12 protein-coding genes are annotated in these 16,882 nt (G+C 59.3%); 1 reads left to right on the top strand and 11 read right to left on the bottom strand.

The window, feature by feature from the left end; genetic code table 11:
* Positions 1 to 52: 52 nt before the first annotated feature.
* Genes whiA through uvrA form a run of 6 tightly spaced genes read right to left on the bottom strand, consistent with a single transcriptional unit; the run spans position 53 to position 8,147 of the window.
* A complete protein-coding gene (gene whiA, locus Q7L55_01395; protein MDO8731223.1) occupies positions 53 to 1,030 on the bottom strand; it encodes a DNA-binding protein WhiA in 978 nt (325 codons plus the stop codon).
* Positions 1,031 to 1,070: 40 nt separating this feature from the next.
* A complete protein-coding gene (gene yvcK / locus Q7L55_01400) occupies positions 1,071 to 2,057 on the bottom strand; it encodes a uridine diphosphate-N-acetylglucosamine-binding protein YvcK (GenBank protein MDO8731224.1) in 987 nt (328 codons plus the stop codon).
* The gene (gene rapZ / locus Q7L55_01405; protein ID MDO8731225.1) at positions 2,054 to 2,923 is read right to left on the bottom strand and encodes an RNase adapter RapZ; all 870 of its coding nucleotides are present in this window, start codon (positions 2,921 to 2,923) and stop codon (positions 2,054 to 2,056) included. Before rapZ ends, yvcK begins: the two co-directional genes overlap by 4 nt.
* On the bottom strand, positions 2,920 to 4,794 hold the full coding sequence (gene uvrC, locus Q7L55_01410; GenBank protein ID MDO8731226.1) for an excinuclease ABC subunit UvrC: 1,875 nt from the start codon (positions 4,792 to 4,794) through the stop codon (positions 2,920 to 2,922). Before uvrC ends, rapZ begins: the two co-directional genes overlap by 4 nt.
* 8 nt (positions 4,795 to 4,802) lie before the next feature.
* The gene (locus Q7L55_01415) at positions 4,803 to 5,252 is read right to left on the bottom strand and encodes a Rieske (2Fe-2S) protein (GenBank protein MDO8731227.1); all 450 of its coding nucleotides are present in this window, start codon (positions 5,250 to 5,252) and stop codon (positions 4,803 to 4,805) included.
* 24 nt (positions 5,253 to 5,276) lie between these two features.
* Complete coding sequence (uvrA, locus tag Q7L55_01420) at positions 5,277 to 8,147, bottom strand: excinuclease ABC subunit UvrA (GenBank protein ID MDO8731228.1); 2,871 nt, start codon at positions 8,145 to 8,147, stop codon at positions 5,277 to 5,279.
* Positions 8,148 to 8,209: 62 nt separating this feature from the next.
* Here uvrA and Q7L55_01425 point away from each other — a divergent pair, with 62 nt between their 5' ends.
* Positions 8,210 to 8,860, top strand: coding sequence for an MBL fold metallo-hydrolase (locus Q7L55_01425; GenBank protein MDO8731229.1), 651 nt, complete (start codon positions 8,210 to 8,212; stop codon positions 8,858 to 8,860).
* A gap of 37 nt (positions 8,861 to 8,897) precedes the next feature.
* Here the strand turns inward: Q7L55_01425 and Q7L55_01430 are convergent, their stop codons facing one another.
* From Q7L55_01430 to polA, 5 genes are all read right to left on the bottom strand, one after another.
* Positions 8,898 to 9,863: a TerC family protein gene (locus tag Q7L55_01430; GenBank protein ID MDO8731230.1), complete on the bottom strand. Its 966-nt coding sequence runs from the start codon at positions 9,861 to 9,863 to the stop codon at positions 8,898 to 8,900.
* Positions 9,860 to 11,917, bottom strand: a complete 2,058-nt coding sequence (gene uvrB / locus Q7L55_01435) for an excinuclease ABC subunit UvrB (protein ID MDO8731231.1) — start codon at positions 11,915 to 11,917, stop codon at positions 9,860 to 9,862. The genes Q7L55_01430 and uvrB overlap by 4 nt, the downstream gene beginning before the upstream one ends.
* A gap of 31 nt (positions 11,918 to 11,948) precedes the next feature.
* A complete protein-coding gene (coaE, locus tag Q7L55_01440; protein ID MDO8731232.1) occupies positions 11,949 to 12,539 on the bottom strand; it encodes a dephospho-CoA kinase in 591 nt (196 codons plus the stop codon).
* A 90-nt stretch (positions 12,540 to 12,629) separates the two neighbouring features.
* On the bottom strand, positions 12,630 to 14,084 hold the full coding sequence (rpsA, locus tag Q7L55_01445; protein ID MDO8731233.1) for a 30S ribosomal protein S1: 1,455 nt from the start codon (positions 14,082 to 14,084) through the stop codon (positions 12,630 to 12,632).
* A 144-nt stretch (positions 14,085 to 14,228) separates the two neighbouring features.
* Complete coding sequence (gene polA, locus Q7L55_01450) at positions 14,229 to 16,877, bottom strand: DNA polymerase I (GenBank protein MDO8731234.1); 2,649 nt, start codon at positions 16,875 to 16,877, stop codon at positions 14,229 to 14,231.
* Positions 16,878 to 16,882 lie beyond the last annotated feature (5 nt).

Raw genomic sequence — 16,882 nt, forward strand, 5'->3', positions numbered from 1 at the left:
ACGCAGTGCGGCTGAGCCTAGCGAATCTCAGGAGAGCAGAACACTCGCGGTGTTAGCCGAGAAACTCTGGTCCGAGCGCAGATTCGGTGTCGGGGATTCCGAGATCCTGGGCACGCTTGTCAGCCAGTGCGAGCAGACGGCGAATTCTTCCGGCGATCGCATCTTTGGTCATCGGCGGATCAGCGAGCGCGCCGAGTTCCTCCAGACTTGCTTGGCTGTGCTCCAGCCGAAGTCTGCCGGCGACGACTAAATGATCAGGCACTTCGTCGCCAAGAATCTCCATTGCGCGATGCACTCGGGCACCCGCTGCAACAGCGGCACGAGCCGAACGACGCAGATTGGCGTCGTCAAAATTCGCAAGTCGGTTCGCCGTGGCCCGAACCTCGCGGCGCATGCGGCGTTCCTCCCAGGCCATCACTGACTCATGAGCCCCCAAGCGGGTGAGCATCGCGCCGATGGCATCGCCATCGCGAATGACGACTCGATCAACTCCCCTGACCTCGCGAGACTTCGCAGCGATGCTGAGCCTTCGAGCAGCTCCTACAAGCGCCAATGCGGCTTCAGGACCCGGGCAGGTGATCTCCAAGGACGAGGACCGACCCGGTTCAGTCAGCGAGCCATGGGCAAGGAAGGCCCCTCGCCAAGCGGCCTCGCAATCGCAGAGAGCGCCAGCCACAATTGCCGGCGGCAAGCCGCGAACTGGGCGGCCACTGCCATCGACCATGCCGGTCTGGCGCGCTAGGGCTTCGCCGCCCTGCACCACCCGCACCACGTATCGCGTTCCCTTGCGCAGCCCGCTTGCCTGCACTACCGCGATTTCGCTCTCGTGCCCATAGATCTCAAGGATGTCCTTGCGCAAGCGGCGAGCTGTTGCACCAGTATCAAGCTCGGCTTCGATGACGATTTGGCCAGAGACGATGTGCAGACCGCCAGCGAAACGCAGCATGGTGGAAACCTCCGCCTTACGGCAGCAGGTCTTCGTGATTTCCACGCGGCTGAGTTCGTCCTTCACCGCGGCAGTCATAGCCATGAGGAGGCATCCTGCCATGGATCAAGAAGGCGGGTGTGTGTCACCCGTCCAAGGCCGTGCGGATGGCAACAGCAAGCCGATCGGGATCATGCACTCCGGGCATCCGTCCACTGTCATGAGCCAGATGCATCAAGAACAATTCGGCTCCTACAGACTCGCAAGCCTGAGCCAGGCGCGGCTGGTCATCAACATGCCGGGGATCAGCAAGGACCGCATCCAAGCGGATTGCCGGCGCCGCTGCTCGCAAGAATTCGAGGTGCTTGGCGACAGGTATGCCTGCTGTTTCCTCATCTTGGTCAGGTGCCAAGTTCATCACCAGAATCCGTTTCGCATCCGCCTCGACAATTGCTCGCGACAGCTCGGGAATGAGGAGATGCGGGAGCACCGATGTGAACCAGGAACCAGGTCCCAGAATCACAACTTCAGCGGCTTGAATCGCCTGTATCGCTTCCGGACAAGCTTCAGGTCGGTTGGGCTCGATCGCAATGCTGACGACTTCACCGGGTGTGGTGGCTACCTCTACTTGGCCGCGCACCTCGGTGATGACATCGGGCGAGAAGGGATTGACGCCACGTACCTGAGCGAGGATCTCCAGCGGCTGCAGGCTGCATGGCAATACCCGACCTTGGGCCTCAAGCAGCACACCAACCCAGGCAAGACCAGCGACAGGATCACCTGACTCTTCCCATAAGGCGGTGATGAGCAAGTTGCCCAGGGAGTGCCCACCAAGTTCTCCCACTCCCCCAAACCTGTGCTGAATGACCCGTTGCCAAGTGCGCCCCCATGTGTCCTCTCCGCACAACGCGGCAAGAGCCACGCGTAAATCGCCGGGAGGAAGGATGCCGAATTCCTTGCGGAGACGCCCGCTCGAACCTCCGTCATCTGAGACACCAACGATCGCAGTGATCTGATCAGTGAGCCGGCGCAATGCCTTCAGAGTCGAGGCGAGTCCATGACCGCCGCCTAAGGCGACGACCGTGGGACCGGAATCAACGTGGGAGCCCAAAGTGCTCGGCACCTTCTTCACTCGCGCCCCAAATCGCGATGAACAACGAGAGTGGCAATGCCGATCTGCCGGAGTCGGCGGGCTAGTTCTTCAGATGACGCAACACTGCGATGCCTTCCGCCGGTGCAGCCAACTGCAATGGTCACGTAGCGCTTACCCTCGGCGAGATAGCCGGCACGCATGACCTGCAGAAGCTCGACGTACAGCTCGTAGAAGAGCTGGGCCTCTGGCCCGTTGATGACTCGTTCTGAAACAGGCTCTTCCAGACCCGACATCGGTCTGAGCCGCTCATCCCAATGTGGGTTTTCGAGGAAGCGCATGTCGGCAACGAGATCGGCATCAACGGGAATGCCGTACTTGAAACCGAAGGAAAGCACAGTGGCGCGGAGATCCCCAGGAGCGTCTTCAGCGAATGCTGCCTCGACCTTGCGACGCAGATCGTGCACATTGATGGCCGAGGTGTCGATCACGACATCGGCTTCCGCGCGCAGATCTCCCAGCAGCGCCCGCTCTGCCTGCAAGCCGTCGACGATACGACTCTGCCCCTGCAGAGGGTGGGGCCGGCGCGAGCTTTCAAATCTGCGTACCAAGGCTTCGTCAGAGGCTTCAAGAAAGAGTGTGCGAACAAGCACTTCGCGCGCTTTGAGTTCGGCGATTGAGGCCTCCAGAGCGCTGAACATTGATCCACTGCGCACATCAACAACAACGGCGATGCGATCGACCTCTTCAGTGCGGTGGGCCAGATCGATGGCTTGCGAAAGGAGTGCAGGCGGAAGGTTGTCCATCACGAACCAACCGACATCCTCAAGTGCTCGAGCTGAAGTTGAGCGGCCCGCGCCTGACATACCAGTGACAAGTGCGATCTCAAGCGGTCGCGTATCGGTCACGGAGCAGCCTCTCCCTGATGAAGTCCTGAGTGAATTCTTTCAGCAAGAGCAGGACCGACTCCAGGCACGGCCTGCAACTCGCTGATCGAGGCCGCCTTGAGAGATTTCATTGATCCGAAATGCTTCAACAGCGCGCGTGCGCGAACCTCGCCGAGTCCGTCGATGGCATCGAGCACACTCGCCGACATCGACTTGCCCCGGCGCTTGCGATGAAGGGAGATTGCGGAGCGGTGTGCTTCATCACGCACTCGTTGCAGGAGGTAGAGCGCCTCACTGGATCGCGGCAGGATGACCGGGTCGCTGTCATCGGGCAGCCACACCTCTTCCATACGCTTTGCCAAGCCCACAACCGGCACATCGGTGATGCCAGCAGACATCAGGGCATCTTGTGCGGCTCGCACCTGCGGCTGACCGCCGTCAATGACAAGCAAGCCGGGTGGGTACGCGAACCTCCGCTTCACCTCGCCACCGGCTGGGTCCTGAGTCTCAACGTGCGCAAAGCGTCGGCTGACAACTTCGGCCACCGAGGCCGTGTCATCGGCATTCGGAGTGCGAATGATGAAACTGCGGTAGTCGGATTTGCGTGGCAGCCCATCTTCGAACACCACCAGCGAAGCTACTGTGTTCTGGCCGAGCAAGGTCGAGATATCGATGCACTCAATGCGCAGCGGTGCTTCGGCCAAACCGAGAGCCTCGCGGAGTTCTTCCAGCGCAACACTGCGAGTAGTGAGATCACTGGACCTTCGAAGCCGGTGGCTTTGCAGAGTGTTCTCGGCATTCTTCAGTGCGGTATCCATCAAGGCTCGCTTGTCTCCGCGCGCAGGCACGTGAACATTGATGGCACCCTCGCGCAGATTGCTGAGCCAAGCCAGCAATGCTCCGGCCTCGCCAAGATCAGTGGACACCAGCAAATCGCGCGGAATGTCGCTGACACCTGGATCTGAATAAACCCGCTGAATGGCTCGTTGCACGACTTCACCTGGAGTGAGCTCTTCGGACTTTTCAATGACGAATCCGCGCTCACCCCGAATACGACCACCGCGCACATGAAATACCTGCACACCAGCCTCAAGCGGATCCTCCTGCACGGCAATCACATCAGCATCGGTTGCTTCATTGAAGGCGACCGCATTTTGTTCTGTCGCTCTCTTCAGCGCCTCGACCCGATCGCGCATGCGCCCAGCATCTTCGTAGCGTTCCTCTTGCGCGGCCTCACCCATCTGCTCTTGGAGTTGGCGCACAAAGCCCTCGCCGTTGCCAGCCATGAAGGTGCAGAAATCCAAAACAATGCCTCGGTGCTCCTCCTCCGTTACGCGACCAACGCACGGAGCACTGCACTTGTCGATGTATCCCAGAAGGCATGGGCGTCCGATCTGACGGGCTCGGCGGAATACTCCCTCGCGACACGAGCGCATCGGAAAGACCCTCAGCAACTCGTCAACAGTTGCCCGCACTGCCCAGGCGTGCGCATAGGGACCGAAATAGCGGGTACCGGCCCTTTTTGCCTCGCGCACGACAGCAACTCTCGGATACTGATCGGCCAGTGTGAATGACAAATACGGATATGACTTGTCATCGCGATACTTCACATTGAACCGGGGGTCGTACTCCTTGATCCAGGAGTACTCCAAGGTCAGGGCTTCAACCTCAGTGCCCACGACGACCCAGTCGACATCATGCGCGGCTGCCACCATCGCCTGAGTTCGGGGATGTAGGGCGGCCGGGTCTTGAAAGTAATTGGAAAGTCGGGAGCGCAAATTGCTGGCCTTGCCGACGTAGATCACCCGCCCCCGAGCATCGCGAAATCGATACACGCCGGGATCGGTCGGAATCGTGCCCGTTGGCGGACGCAGCGCCGAAGCTTCAGCCATGTTCGCGTCTAGGCCAGAACGACGTTGGAACCCTCAACCGCGATGTCAGCAGGCTGGAGTCCAATCTCAGCTGGTCCATTGATGACTGATCCATCAGAAGCTGAAAAGCGCGAACCGTGGCAAGGACAAATGATCTCGTTGTCTTCCACGCTTGCGACCAGACAACCCTGATGTGGGCAAATCGCAGTGAATGCCTTGAACTGACCAGCAACTGGTTGGGTGACGACGACTGGAGGGGAACTGATGATGACTCCGCCGCCAACGCTCACGGCAGAAGTCGCAGCAAGCACCTGACCGCCTGCCGAAGAGTCGGACGAAGTTGTTGGATCTGGAGCAGTTGTGGCCGAAGCATTGGGCGCTGCGATTCCGTCACTGGTCGAACAGGCGGCTACCGCGAGACCGGCCAGCACCAGCCCACTGCCAGCGAGCACGGTGCGACGTTGCACGGCTTCGGTCATCTGCACAAACCTCCTTTGGACAGGCTATGTCAATGCCCGCTTGCGGCGGGTATTTGGCGCCGCAGGGAGCATGTTCGCCAGGAAGTTGCCGGTATGGCTTGCCCCGACCTTGGCGATCTGTTCTGGAGTGCCGACCGCCACCACCTTGCCGCCACCTGAGCCGCCTTCGGGACCCATGTCCACGACCCAGTCTGCGGTCTTGACGACGTCAAGGTTGTGCTCAATGACCACGACCGTGTTGCCCTTGTCGACCAATGAGTGCAGCACACCTAGCAGTTTTCGGATGTCTTCGAAGTGCAGGCCCGTGGTGGGTTCGTCGAGCACGTAGATAGTGCGACCAGTGGAACGCTTCTGCAATTCGGATGCCAACTTCACTCGCTGAGCTTCACCGCCGGACAGCGTGGGCGCTGATTGTCCGAGTCGCACATAGCCCAGACCTACTTCAACCAGAGTTGCCAGATGTCGCGAGATCGCCGGCACGGCGGCAAAGAACTCGCTGGCCTCTTCGATTGGCATATCAAGGATGTCAGCAATGCTCTTGCCCTTGAAGTGCACCTCAAGGGTCTCGCGGTTGTAGCGCGCCCCATGACAAAGCTCACATGGAACGTAGACATCAGGCAGGAAGTTCATCTCGATCTTGATCGTGCCGTCACCTGAGCAGGATTCGCATCGGCCACCCTTGACGTTGAATGAGAACCGACCTTGGAGGTAGCCCCGCACTTTGGCTTCAGGAGTGTCGGCAAACAGCTTGCGCACATGGTCGAAGACGCCGGTGTAGGTGGCGGGATTGCTTCGAGGGGTGCGGCCGATCGGACTTTGATCAACGTGGACAACCTTGTCGACATATTCGAGTCCGGTGACTCGCCTATGCCGACCTGGCACATGCCGGGCGCCGTTGAGATCGCGGGCCAGGACGTGATACAGAACATCGTTCACCAAGGTTGATTTGCCAGAACCGCTGACACCAGTCACAGCAACGAGGCAGCCCAAGGGGAATTCAACTGTCACATCCTGCAGATTGTGCTCACTTGCACCCTGGACCGTGATCACGCGATCTGATCGAGGTCGGCGAATTTCTGGGATATCTATCTTGCGCTTGCCCGAGAGGTACTGACCGGTGAGCGACTTCTCACTGTTGAGCAGATCCTTGAGCGATCCACTGACCACGATTTCGCCGCCATGCTCACCGGCTCCTGGCCCTATGTCGACAATCCAGTCAGCAGTGCGAATGGTGTCTTCATCGTGCTCGACAACGATCAGGGTATTGCCGAGATCGCGGAGCCGGACCAATGTTTCGATCAGTCGACGGTTATCGCGCTGATGCAGCCCGATGCTGGGTTCGTCAAGCACATAAAGCACGCCGACCAGGCCGGAGCCGATCTGGGTCGCCAGCCGGATGCGCTGAGCCTCGCCACCTGCCAAGGTTCCGGCGGCACGGTCCAAAGTCAGATAGTGCAAGCCAACGTCAACCAAGAACTGCAAGCGCTCGTTGACTTCTTTGAGAACTCGGATGGCAATGGTGGTGTCGCGTGCGGACAACTCAAGCCCAGTGAGCATCGTGGCCGCTCCACCGATTGGCAATGCCGCAATCTCTGCAATGGAGTGACCAGCAATGGTGACTGCCAAGGACAGGGGCTTCAGCCTGGCCCCATTGCAGGCATGGCAGGGCACCTCGCGCATGAAGCCTTCAAAGCGTTCGCGGGCTGTATCGCTCTCAGTCTCCGAATGGCGGCGAGTGACGTAGGGAATCGCGCCCTCGAAACCGGTGGTGTAGGACCGAGTTCGGCCATAGCGGTTCTTGTAGCGAACATTCACTTCGGCTTCATGGCCATACAGGATCGCCTTGCGCGCCTTGGCTGGCAGTTTGTCCCAAGGGGTGTCCATGTCGATGTCAAGTTCGCCGCAAAGAGCTTCGAGGAGCCGTCGGAAGTAATCGGAGACCATGCCGCCTGCCCACGGAGCAATAGCGCCCTCGTTCAAAGTGGCCGAGCCATCAGGCACCACCAGCTCAGCATCAACTTCGCGACGAGTGCCAAGCCCGGTGCACTCGGGGCAGGCACCGAAGGGTGAGTTGAAGGAGAAGGAGCGAGGTTCAAGCTCTTCGAAAGACAGACCGTCTTCAACGCAGGCCAAATGCTCGCTGAAGATCCGCTCACGATGCGGGTCGTTTTCAGGCAGATCAACAAAATCAAGTACGACCAATCCGCTGGCCAACTTCAAGGCAGTCTCGACTGAGTCGGTGAGGCGTCGGCGAGATTCGGTCTTGACGCTGAGTCGGTCGACGACGACCTCGATCGTGTGCTTTTCCTGCTTCTTCAGGGTGGGCAGATCATCCATGCCGTAGACCACGCCATCCACTCGGATACGGGAATAGCCCTGGGTCTGCAGTTGGCGGAAAAGATCCTGGTATTCGCCTTTTCGCTCTCGGATGACCGGAGCCAACACTTGGAAGCGAGAATCTGGAGCCAACTCGAGCACCTGATCGACGATCTGCTGGGGACTCTGCCGAGCGATCTCCTTGCCACAGACAGGGCAATGGGGCTTGCCAATGCGGGCATACAGGAGCCGCAGGTAGTCGTAGACCTCTGTGATGGTGCCGACCGTGGACCGGGGATTGCGCGAGGTCGACTTCTGATCAATCGACACAGCCGGCGAGAGACCCTCGATGAAATCAACATCGGGCTTGTCCATCTGACCAAGGAACTGGCGGGCATAGGCCGAAAGGCTCTCGACATATCTGCGCTGTCCTTCGGCGAAAATCGTGTCGAAGGCAAGACTGGATTTTCCGGAGCCGGATAGTCCGGTGAACACAATGAGGGCATCGCGAGGCAAATCCAGCGACACATCCTTAAGGTTGTGCTCGCGGGCGCCGCGAATGACCAATCGGTCTGCCACGGAACCTCATTTCATCTCTTGGCATTCATCTATAAACCCTGGCCAGCTGGAGGATCCATTCAATGTATACCGGCACAGTGACAGTCGGCGGCCCGGGTGATGTGCGTGAACTGCCCGAACTGATCATCAGCAAACTCGCCGTGGGCGACTTCAACAACAACGCCTACCTCCTGCGCTGCCGCGACACCGGAGAGCAGGTGCTGATCGATGCAGCAGCCGAGCCGGACCGGCTGATCGCCTTGACTGGCGAATCCCTGCAGACAGTGGTCACCACGCATCGGCACCAGGATCACTGGAATGCCCTCGCTGAGGTGGTTGCAGCCACTGGCGCCACCACGATGGCTCATCCCATCGATGCTCCTGGTATCCCTGTGCCAACGGACGTGATGCTCGAGGAGGGCAGCTTCCTGCAGGTCGGCAGGCTGCGATTGCGCATCATTCACCTGATCGGTCATACCGATGGCTCCATCGCCTTCGTCTATGACGACCCTGAAGGTCCACCGCACCTGTTCACCGGCGACTGCCTGTTTCCTGGCGGGGTCGGGAACACACAGGGAGATGCAGCGCGCTTCCAAACTCTGCTCGATGGTGTTGAAGCCAAGATCTTCGGAACACTCCCCGATGAGACTTGGGTCTATCCGGGGCACGGCTACGACACGACCCTGGGAACTGAGCGTCCTCATCTGTCCGAATGGCGTCAGCGCCAGTGGTGAGCGCGCGTTATTGACCTGAGTTGCAGATGGTTCCGCTTCAGGCATCCGGCATCGCGGGCGCAACAGCGTTTTCACCAGGGAAACGCAAGCTGAGGATCGCGGTAGCCGCGAGCACTCCAATGATGAAGCCAAGCGAGAGCCAGATGGGAATCAGCGGCACTTCAAGTGAAGTCGTCTCGTGCACGGCCTCAAGGATCAGCTTCACGCCGATAAATGCGAGGATGATCGCGAGCCCAAAGTTGAGGTATCGCAGGCGTCCCATCAGGCCCTGCAGCAGGAAGTACAACTGGCGCAGGCCCATGAGAGCGAAGGCGTTGGCAGCAAAGACGATGTAGGCCTCCTTGGTGATGCCGAAGACCGCCGGAATGCTGTCGAGAGCGAACAGCACATCGGTCGTACCGATCGCCAGCATGACCAAGGCCAGGGGGGTGAGCATGCGCTTGCCGGCGACCCTGGTGACCAAATGCGATCCGTCGTAGTGCGGTGAGATCGCGAACCGCTTCGATACGAAGCGCACCAAGCCGTTGCCCTGGGGGTCAGGCTCTGCACCGTGAGAAGTCCAGACCTTCCAGGCAGTGAAGAACAAGAAGGCCCCGAAGACGTAGAACACTCCGGCGAACCTGGCGATGAGTTCAGCACCGATGACGATCAGGATGCCGCGCAAGATCAGCGCGATCACTACGCCCACTAACAGCACTCGATGTTGCAACATGGCGGGCACGGCGAAGGAAGTCATCAGGACGAGAAAGACGAAGAGGTTGTCGACGCTGAGCGAGTACTCAGTGAGGTACCCGGTGACGAATTGACCGCCGTATGAGATGCCGAAGTACAGGGACATGAAGATGGCGAAGCACACAGCGAGTGCGAAATAGACAGCTACCCAGGTGCCAGCCTCTCGTGTGCTGAATACATGGGGACGACTGTCAACAACGAAAAGGTCGATCAAGATGATGACGAGAAATCCGCCGATCGTGGCAACCCATAGCAAGGTCGGAACGCTCATGTGCCAGTGGCCTCCTGCATGCCACGCAATTCTTTCTTGAGGTCTCGGATCTCATCGCGCAAGCGCGCAGCGAGTTCAAAGTGAAGCTCAGCAGCCGACTGATGCATCTGCGCGGTGAGGTCGTCAATCAACTGCACGAGCTCACCCTGATGAGCCGGGGCTCGTCTCTTTGACTTATTCGAGGCAATCTCGCTCACCAGCGCCTGGGTGTCGGCATCTTCACGAGCCAGGAGATCGGTGATATCAGCAATCTTCTTGCGCAGCGGTTGCGGATCAAGGCCCCGCTCCAAGTTGTATGCCACCTGCTTCTCACGGCGCCGAGTGGTCTCATCAATGGCATTGCGCATTGAAGGAGTGATGGAGTCGGCGTACATGTGCACCTGACCCGACACATTGCGAGCTGCACGCCCGATCGTCTGAATCAACGAGCGCTCCGAACGCAGGAATCCCTCTTTGTCAGCATCGAGGATGGCAACGAGCGAAACCTCGGGAAGGTCAAGGCCCTCCCGCAGCAGATTGATGCCGATCAGCACATCAAAGACGCCCATGCGCAGTTCGCGGAGCAGTTCGACCCGACGCAGGGTGTCGACCTCGGAGTGCAGGTATTGGACGCGAATGTTGTGGTCGAGCAGATAGTCGGTGAGGTCTTCGGCCATCCGCTTGGTCAGCGTGGTGACGAGCACTCGCTCATCGCGCGAAGCCCGAAGCTTGATCTCGTCCATGAGATCGTCGATCTGACCCTCAGTGGGCTTCAGCACGATTTCTGGATCAATGAGACCAGTGGGGCGAATGACTTGCTCGACGACTTCGCCTTGGGCGGCAGCCAACTCATAAGGACCGGGTGTGGCAGAGAGATACACCGTCTGGCCAATGCGCTCTTCGAACTCCGTCCAGCGAAGCGGCCGGTTGTCCATGGCACTGGGCAGGCGGAAGCCATGCTCGACAAGATTGCGCTTTCGACTGGCATCACCTTCGAACATGGCCCCGATCTGCGGGACGCTGACGTGCGACTCATCGATGACCAGCAAGAAGTCTTCCGGAAAGTAGTCGATGAGGCAGTTGGGTGGTGAGCCTGGCTCGCGCCCATCAATGTGGAGTGAGTAGTTCTCGATGCCGGCACAGCTACCAACCTGGCGCATCATCTCGACGTCGTAGGTGGTGCGCATACGGAGTCTTTGGGCCTCGAGAAGTTTGCCCTGAGTCTCAAATTCAGCAAGCCGAGTGGCGAGCTCGGCCTCGATGCCCGCGATCGCACGATCCATCCGCTCAGGACCGGCGATGTAGTGCGAGGCCGGAAAGACATACATCTCTTGGTCTTGGGTGATGATCTCACCGGTCACCGGATGCAGGGTCATGAGTCGTTCGATCTCATCGCCGAACATCTCAATGCGCACCGGATGATGCTCATACATCGGGAAGACCTCGACGGTGTCACCGCGAACTCTGAAGGTGCCGCGAGTGAAGGCAATGTCATTGCGCGTGTACTGGATGTCGACGAGCTTGCGCAGCAGTTTGTCGCGCTCGATGGATTCGCCAACGCGCAGCCGGACCATGCGATCGACATACTCCTGTGGGGTGCCCAGGCCATAGATGGCCGAGACCGTGGCCACCACAATCACATCACGTCTAGTGAGCAGACTGTTGGTGGCGGAGTGGCGAAGTCGCTCGACTTCTTCATTGATCGAGGAGTCCTTTTCAATGAAGGTATCGCTCTGCGGGATGTAGGCCTCAGGTTGGTAGTAGTCGTAGTACGAGACGAAGTACTCGACCGCATTATCTGGCATGAGCTCGCGAAATTCAGTGGCCAACTGGGCAGCGAGGGTCTTGTTTGGGGCCATCACCAAAGTCGGCCTCTGCAAGGCCTCCACCAGCCAGGCGGTGGTGGCGCTCTTGCCGGTGCCGGTGGCGCCGAGCAGCACGTTATGGCGCTCGCCAGCAAGAATTCTCTTGGTCAGCTCGGCGATAGCCGTGGGCTGATCACCCGCAGGTTCAAAATCAGCCTGAACGCTGAACGGGGCCACGCGCCGCTGCAAGTCAGTGATCGGGCGTGTCATGACCACACGGTACGCGAAGGGGCTGACTTCGTTACGCAGGCATCAACGAGGCCCAGATCCGGTCGACCTGCTCTTGAGTCTGTTCGAGATTGCCGGCGTTGTCGATCACGAAATCTGCAAGAGCCAAGCGATCCTCGCGGCTTTGCTGCACCGCGATACGACGCCGAACATCGTCTTCTGGCAGCCCTCGCGAGACCGCTCGCTCCACCTGAGTCTCGACCGGCACGTCAACCACGATGGCCATCTGGACGAGATCGGTGCCCATCTCAGTCAGCAACGGGATGTCGTAAATGACTATGCGCTCTCCTGCGGCCTCAGCATCGTCGAAACGCTTGTTCGTCTCGTCGACAATGCGCGGAAACATGATGCCGTTCATCTGGGCAGTCAGTTCTGGAGTCTGAAATGCGATGCGGGCTAATTCAGCTCGCACCAGCGATCCATCGGCCGCCACGATGCTGTCGCCGAATGCCGCCGCCAATTCCGCGATTGCAGGTGCTCCTGGTTCGACGATGTCGCGTCCGATCTGATCGGCGTCAATGATGTGGGCACCATGCACCTTGAACATCGCCGCGATTGTGGACTTGCCTGAACCAATGCCGCCAGTGAGGCCTACTCGAATCACCAGCAGAACCTATCGACATTTGCCTGGTCCGGAACAGCAAACGAGGAGCACCTTTCGGCACCCCTCGTTCGCAGTTGCTTGTGCGGCTGGTTACTCGCCAGCGAGTTTGTCGCGCAGAGCCTGCAGTGCCTCATCTGTTGCCAGTGAGCCTTCGGCTTCTGATGACTCACTTGAGTAGGCCGAGATGTTCTCGCCTGATTCAAGGGCAGCGGCCTGATCGGCAACCTGTGCCTCGTTGACCTGCTTGCGATGGGCTTCCCAACGCGCATGTGCCTCGGCGTACTCGCGCTCCCATTGGGTGCGCTCGTCCTCGAAGCCAACCTTCCATTCGCCCGTCTCAGGGTCGAATCCGGCTGGGCCGACGTAGTTGCCCGCCTCGTCGAAGGCAGGTGCCATGCCGTACAGGTAGGGATCGAACTCCTCGTGGGCCTGAGCATCGCCACTGTCATTGGCCTGCTTGAGCGACAGCGAGATGCGACGACGCTCGAGGTCGATGTCGATGACCTTGACGAAGATGTCGTCGTTGACCTGAACGATCTGCTCTGGCAGCTCGATGTGACGCTCAGCAAGCTCGGAGATGTGGACCAGGCCTTCAATGCCCTCTTCAACTCGCACGAATGCGCCGAAGGGAACAAGCTTGGTGACCTTGCCGGGTACGACCTGGTTGATGGCGTGTGTGCGCGCGAAGTGCTGCCAAGGATCTTCCTGAGTGGCCTTCAGCGACAAGGAGACGCGCTCGCGGTCCATGTCGACGTCGAGCACCTCAACGGTGACCTCCTGGCCAACTTCGACAACCTCAGACGGGTGATCGATGTGCTTCCAGGAAAGCTCGGACACGTGCACGAGACCATCGACTCCGCCGAGATCGACGAAGGCACCGAAGTTGACAATGGACGAGACCACGCCTGCGCGGATTTGACCCTTCTGCAACTGGGTTAGGAAGGTCTGACGGACCTCGCTCTGAGTCTGCTCAAGCCAGGCGCGGCGAGAAAGCACCACGTTGTTGCGGTTCTTGTCGAGCTCAATGATCTTGGCCTCGAGGACCTTGCCGACGTACGGCTGCAGATCGCGAACGCGACGCATCTCAACGAGCGAAGCTGGCAGGAAGCCGCGAAGACCGATGTCGATGATGAGTCCACCCTTGACGACCTCAATCACCTGCCCTTCAACAACGCCATCTTCTTCCTTGACCTTCTCGATCGTGCCCCATGCGCGTTCGTACTGTGCGCGTTTCTTGGACAGGATCAGACGGCCTTCCTTGTCCTCCTTGGTGAGCACGAGTGCTTCGACCACATCGCCCACGCGTACGACCTCATTTGGGTCGACGTCGTGCTTGATGGAGAGCTCTCGGGAGGGGATGACACCCTCGGTCTTGTAACCAATGTCGAGGAGTACCTCGTCGCGGTCCACTTTGACGATGGTGCCTTCGACGATGTCGCCATCGTTGAAGTACTTGATGGTCAGATCGATTGCTGCGAGGAAATCTTCAGCCGAGCCAATGTCGTTAATGGCGATTTGGGCTGGTGCGTTCAAAGAGAGGGTCATGAAGTGTGAGGTCCGATGGGAGTAGAGGTCAACTGAGCGGTTGCACAGAGGTGGCACTGCACGGTCGTGCAGCGGACCAAGGCTACGGCACCCCTTGTTCACTCGTGAACGCGAGGTTGTTATGAGGTGATGAACAGCCCGAGATCAGTGAGCGGCACTCTCCCATGAGGATCCCAGGCCCAGTGAGACCTCCAGCGGTACGTCCAGACTCATGGCGCCCATCATGCAGCGCACGACTACTTCCCGAAGGGGGTCTTGTTCACCGGGCGCCACCTCAAGCACAAGTTCGTCGTGGACTTGAAGCATCATCCGGCTGCTCAGCCCCTCGGAGACCAAAGCATCGGCAACCCCCAACATCGCCAATTTGATGATGTCGGCCGCGGTGCCCTGGATAGGGGCATTGAGGGCCATCCGCTCAGCCATCTCGCGACGCTGGCGGTTATCTGAAGTCAGGTCAGGCAGGTAACGGCGGCGGCCAAGGATGGTTTCGGTGTAGCCACGCTGCCGTGCTTCCTCCACGACCGCCGCGAGGTAGTCACGCATTCCGCCGAATCGGGAGAAGTAGGTATCCATGAGCACTCGCGCCTCATCAGGGCCGACACCGAGCTGCTGACCCAGCCCGTAGGCCGAAAGCCCATAGGCAAGCCCGTAGGACATCGCCTTGATGCGGCGCCGCATCTCGGGATCAACCTCTGACGGCTCAACTCCGAATACCTGGGAAGCAGCGGTGGTGTGGAGATCCTCCCCCGCGCGAAAGGCAGCGATGAGACCTTCGTCCTGCGACAGGTGCGCCATGATCCGCATCTCGATCTGGCTGTAGTCGGCTGTCATCAAGGTCTCGTAGCCCTGGCCGACGACAAAGCATTTGCGAATCTGACGACCGGCCTCAGATCTGATGGGGATGGTCTGCAGGTTGGGGTCAGAACTCGAGACGCGACCAGTGGCGGACATGAGCTGTGAATAGGTGGTGTGCAGGCGCCCGTCGGCACCGATGACTGGAATCAGGCCCTCGACTATCTGGCGCAGCTTGGACCGATCGCGCCAATCGAGCAGCTCGGAGAGCAGTGGGTCGCCGGTCTTTGCAAACAGGCTCTGCAGAGATTCGGCATCAGTCGTGTAGCCAGTCTTGATTTTCTTGGTCTTGGGCAAGTCACGCTCGACGAAGAGAATTTCCTGCAACTGCTTCGGTGAGCCAAGGTTGAAGGGTCGTCCCACGATCGCATATGCAGCCGACTCTGATTCGCGCATATTCGCAGCGAAGCCTGAACTCAATTCGCTGAGCAACTCTCGATCGACGGCAACGCCATCGAATTCGACTCGTGCCAACAGCAGGGTGAGTGGTATCTCAAGGTCGGTGAGTAGCGACTGCTCCTCCTGTGTTGCCAGCCGGGTCTGGAGATATTCGTGCAGCTCGCCAACAGCTGCAACATGGTCGGCCAGATGTGACCGGTCGGAGGGCTCGAGTTCCAGCTGGCCAGCAGCATTGGCGGAGGCAAGTTCACGACCCAGGAACTTGTTGGCACAGGCCTCCAGCGAATACGACGGTTGGCCCGGCGAAGCGATGTAGGTGCCGAGTTGGGTGTCGAACACGACTCCCCTGAGCTCCACTCCCTGTGCAAGCAGCGCGAGCGCTGGCCCCTTGACGCCGTGGCCGACCTTGGCGATGTCTGAATCCTCTAGCCAGGTCATCACCTGGGACCGCACCTCGACCTCATCGAGATCGAATATGGCTGCTGCTTGTCCGGCGCCCTGAATAGCGATGGCACGCAACTCGCCGCCGCCGTGGCCCCAGGTGCCTTCAAAGTCGAAGCAGGCTGGTTGCGTCAATGCTGAAAGCCAAGCCGACATCTCATTAGCGGTGACAATGACGACATCCTGCTCGACTGTGGGTGCAATAACTTCGGCCTGCGCACCTGCAGGCCGAAGAGCGGCGAGCCGTTCACGCAGCGCCCGAAACTGCAGGGTTGTGAAGAGCTGGTCGATCGCCTCGCGGTCAAACTCCTGCATCGCACAGTCATCCACATGCAGCTCCATAGGCACCGCGCTGTCCAACTGAGTGAGCTGCCGATTCAGGAGCACCTGCGGCAGATTGGCCCGAAGCGAATCTCCAACCTTGCCGCTGATCTGATCGGCGTGATCAATGAGCTCAGCCAGGCTTCCGTATTCGATGATCCACTTGGTGGCAGTCTTCTCACCCACGCCAGGGATGCCGGGCAGGTTGTCGCTTGGGTCGCCACGCAAGGCCGCGAAGTCCGGGTACTGCGTCGGCGTCAATCCGTACTTCTCCTCCACGGCGGCCGGAGTCATGCGCGCAAGGTCGGACATCCCTTTGCGCGGGTACAGCACTGTCGTGTGGTCATCGACGAGCTGGAAGGAATCGCGGTCGCCAGTAACTATCACGACCTCAAACTCAGAAGCCTTTGCTTGCTCGCTCAAGGTGGCGATGATGTCGTCGGCCTCATATCCGTCGGCTTCGATCACCTTGATGCCCAGAGCGTGCAGCACTTCCTGAATCAGAGGGACTTGGCCCTTGAATGGCTCAGGTGAGGATTCACGGTTGGCCTTGTACTCAGGAAACATGTCAGAGCGGAAGGTCTTGCGAGAGACATCGAAGGCGACGGCTACGTGCGTGGGCTGCTCATCGCGCAGGATGTTGATGAGCATCGAGGTGAAGCCATACACCGCGTTGGTGGGTTGACCTGTGGTGGTCGAGAAGTTTTCGACCGGCAGTGCGAAATATGCGCGATAGGCAAGGGAGTGTCCGTCAAGCAACATCAAACGACCATTGGACATAGCGC

Source organism: Actinomycetota bacterium, from assembly GCA_030650795.1.
Lineage (GTDB): Bacteria > Actinomycetota > Actinomycetes > S36-B12 > S36-B12 > UBA11398.